This window comes from Micromonospora sp. LOL_013 (assembly GCF_048060315.1).
Taxonomy (GTDB): domain Bacteria; phylum Actinomycetota; class Actinomycetes; order Mycobacteriales; family Micromonosporaceae; genus Micromonospora_E.
Genome location: NZ_JBHMIQ010000081.1, coordinates 1 through 3,069, shown reverse-complemented (window position 1 = coordinate 3,069; position 3,069 = coordinate 1). Strand labels below are relative to the sequence as shown.

Genomic DNA, 3,069 nt, shown 5'->3' with positions numbered 1-3,069 from the left:
ACGCAGTACATCGAGCAGCAGAACCGTCCGGCTTAGGGCACCACTCGGGCCCTGGCGGCCCCTCCCAGCGCGGGCCTACACCCCCGGCCTGAAGGCCGGAGCACTGGCCCGCATTCCGGTAGCCGGCGGTGTCGGAGTGGCACAGCAGGTGCGACTCCAGCATCGACGCCTGATCGTCGATCAGCTCCCGGTCCGCGGTCAGCCCACTCGCGTCGGTGATCGGGGTGACCGGCCGGTCCAGATCCACCAGGACCAGCACCCGGCGCAGCTGGTGCAGCCAGCTGGTCGGCAGGCTGCGCAGGTGCGGCCGGGTCGACGGCACCGCCGCGACGTACTGCTCCTGCCAGTTGACGCCCTCGGCGGCCAGCGCGGCGCTCAACTGGTCGAGGGCGGCGCGGCTACGCGCCGCCCTCTCGTCGTCGATGCCGGACAGTGCCGTTGTGATCCGACCGTTACCGCTAGACTCATGCGGGGCAGGGTAGCCGGATTGCCCGACAGGCCGGTCAGGTCAGCAGGTGGCCAACATGCCGGACAGGGCGGACTTCTCCGCGCTGTCCACTGTCATGTCGTAGTACCACTTCACCTGGATCCAGGCTCGGGCGTAGGTGCAACGAAACGAGACGAGTGGCGGCTGCCAGTCGGCCGGGTCCTTGTCGCCCTTGGCCTGGTTGACGTTGTCGGTGACCGCCCACAGCTCCGGCCCGCCGAGGTCGTTTGCGTACGTCTGACGCCGAGCGGTGGACCAGGCCCAGGCACCGGAACGCCACGCCTCGGCGAGCGGCACCATGTGGTCGATGTCGACGTCCGACGCCTGCGTCCAAGTGGCCCCGTCGAACGGGCTGTACCAGGACCCGGAGGTCGGGTAGCAGCTGCTGTTGACCACGACGTTGCTGCCGTCGCGCTTGAGCACCTGCTCCCGGGTGTTGCAGCTGCCGGTGATGGTGATCCAGTGCGGGAACAGCGACCGGTTGTAGCTGGACTGGTGCGACTCGGCGGCCACGGTCAGCGAGTTCAGCCGGCTGAGCGCCGTGCTGTAGGAGGGGATGTTGGGTGGGGTGGCCTGTGCGGGGACGGCGGTCAGGGTGAGCGAGACGATGACGGCGATCGTCGCGGCGACGGCGGCGCTGACGGCACGACGGACGCCGATGGTGGGGCGGACGCTGACTGTGGCGGCACGGTGGGCCATGAGGGCTCCTGGCGTCGCTGCCCACCGCGGCCGGGTCGGGCGCTCCGGCCTGGGGATACGGCGGGCAGGTCGACACCGGAAATCTAAGCCCCTCAATTACCTTGATCAGAACAGGTTGATGAATACGGCGTTAAGTCCAGCGCTCCAACCGAGTGGCTCTATCGTTGTCGCCGTGCCGAACACCGACACCGCTTCCCCGTCGCCGGCAGTACCCCGACTGCACGTTGGCTGTGCGATGTGGACGCACAAGTCCTGGCAGGGGCGGCTGATCGCGCACCCGCTACCGCCGGCCGAGCGGCTGCGCCACTACGCCGCCTGGTGCACCGCCGTCGAAGGCAACACCACCTTCTACGCCACCCCGACCCGGGAGACCGCCGCCACCTGGGCGACGCAGACCGACCCCGACTTCCGCTTCGTGCTCAAACTGCCGAGGACCGTCACCCACGACCTCCGGCTCACCGACGCCGACGAGCCGTTGCACGCCTTCCTCGACGCGATCGCACCGCTCGGACCGCGTACCCATGCGATCTGGGCCCAACTGCCGGCGTCGTTCGGCCCCGACGACGTACCCACCCTGGCCCGCTTCCTGCGCCAACTCCCCCGCGACCACCGGTACGCCGTCGAAGTCCGCCACCCGGCGTTCTTCACCGACCCGGCCGCGACCCGGCTACTCGAAGGGGTACTGACGGACGTTGACGCCGAGTGGGTTCCGTTCGACACCACGACGTTCTTCGCCGCCGAGCCGACCAGCGACGCCGAACGCGACGCCTGGGTCAAGAAGCCCCGCGCCCCGCTGCGCACCCGGGCACTGACCGACCTGCCGATCGTGCGCTACCTCGGCCGCGACGACGTGGAGCAGACCGTCGCCGGCTGGCGGCGCTGGGTCGAAGCATCGGTGGCCTGGCTGCGGCAGGGCCGCTCGCCGACGGTGTTCATCCACACCCCGGACAACGCCGACGCGCCGGCTCTGGCCCGCCGCTTCCACGACGAGGTACGGTCCGCGCTGCCGCAGCTCGACCCGTTGCCCGAGCCGATCCCGGCGCAGCCGCTGACCCTGTTCTGACCGGCACGGGCCGGACTGCCGGCCGCCACCTTGCCCTGACCGGGCTGCCGGCCGCCACGGTCGGACCCGGCTCACGCCCCGTCGGCCAGAATCCGGGCCAGGGTCCGGCGACCCATCCGGCTCATCGCCGGGAAGCTGTCCAGGTAGTACCAGACCGCGCCCATCGACTGCTCGAACGCCCACGCCTTGCCGCGCTGCCAGTCCAGCTCGGTGCAGATCAGTCGCTCACGCAGCACCGAGCGTGGCCGCTCGTCGAGCAGATGCCAGGCGGCCACCAGCTCCAGCGCCGGATCGGCGGGCCGTAGACCACCTACGTCCAGCACCCCGGCCAGCCGACCGGCGCGGACCAGGACGTTGCCGGGGATCAGGTCGCCGTGCACCATCGCGTCCGGTGTCTCGCGCGGCAGCTCCCGCAACCGTCCCCACAGCCGGCGCAGCGCCGGCACGTCCAGCAGATGTTCGCTGCGGTCGAAGCAGGTCCGCATCCAGGCGTCATGCCGGCACAGCTCACCGCCCCGGCCGCCGCCACTGAACGGCCGACCGCCGGTGCCGGTCGCCGACCGGGTCGGGATGTGGCTGCTGGGCCGCGACATCCGCCGGCTACGCGGCCGGTTGCACCGACCCGGAGGTGCTCGCCGCCGCCCGCCGGTCACTGTCCGGCTGATCGGTGGTCGCCACCACTGTCGACCAGCGACTCAGGCAACGGGCGAGGGCCGGACCCCGTACCCGGGGTCCGGCCCTCGCGCTGAGCTTGTTTCGGGTCAGCTGTTCCAGTGCTGGGCGACCAGCTCGGCGGCCTGGGTCTCCCACTGGGCGTAGT

4 protein-coding genes are annotated in these 3,069 nt (G+C 71.0%); 1 reads left to right on the top strand and 3 read right to left on the bottom strand.

Annotated elements, in window-relative coordinates:
* Together ACFHWS_RS28365 and ACFHWS_RS28360 are read right to left on the bottom strand one after the other, a co-directional pair.
* The coding region (locus tag ACFHWS_RS28365) for a hypothetical protein (protein ID WP_416569561.1) at window positions 1-379 on the bottom strand (379 nt) is incomplete at its 3' end.
* Between the two features lie 129 nt (window positions 380-508).
* Window positions 509-1,186, bottom strand: a complete 678-nt coding sequence (locus ACFHWS_RS28360) for an HNH endonuclease family protein (protein ID WP_416569560.1) — start codon at window positions 1,184-1,186, stop codon at window positions 509-511.
* 235 nt (window positions 1,187-1,421) lie between these two features.
* On the opposite strand from ACFHWS_RS28360, the gene ACFHWS_RS28355 reads away from it, so the two are divergent.
* The gene (locus ACFHWS_RS28355; RefSeq protein WP_416569562.1) at window positions 1,422-2,249 is read left to right on the top strand and encodes a DUF72 domain-containing protein; all 828 of its coding nucleotides are present in this window, start codon (window positions 1,422-1,424) and stop codon (window positions 2,247-2,249) included.
* Between the two features lie 71 nt (window positions 2,250-2,320).
* On the opposite strand, the gene ACFHWS_RS28350 is transcribed toward ACFHWS_RS28355, so the two are convergent.
* Entirely contained in the window at window positions 2,321-2,842 is a 522-nt protein-coding gene (locus ACFHWS_RS28350) for a phosphotransferase (protein ID WP_416569559.1), read from the bottom strand.
* Between the last annotated feature and the right edge of the window lie 227 nt (window positions 2,843-3,069).

Bases quoted from the DNA above. Each gene is read 5' to 3' on its own strand.
- ACFHWS_RS28360 (WP_416569560.1), bottom strand. From the start codon at position 1,186: ATGGCCCACCGTGCCGCCACAGTCAGCGTCCGCCCCACCATCGGCGTC.
- ACFHWS_RS28355 (WP_416569562.1), top strand. From the start codon at position 1,422: ATGTGGACGCACAAGTCCTGGCAGGGGCGGCTGATCGCGCACCCGCTA.
- ACFHWS_RS28350 (WP_416569559.1), bottom strand. From the start codon at position 2,842: ATGTCGCGGCCCAGCAGCCACATCCCGACCCGGTCGGCGACCGGCACC.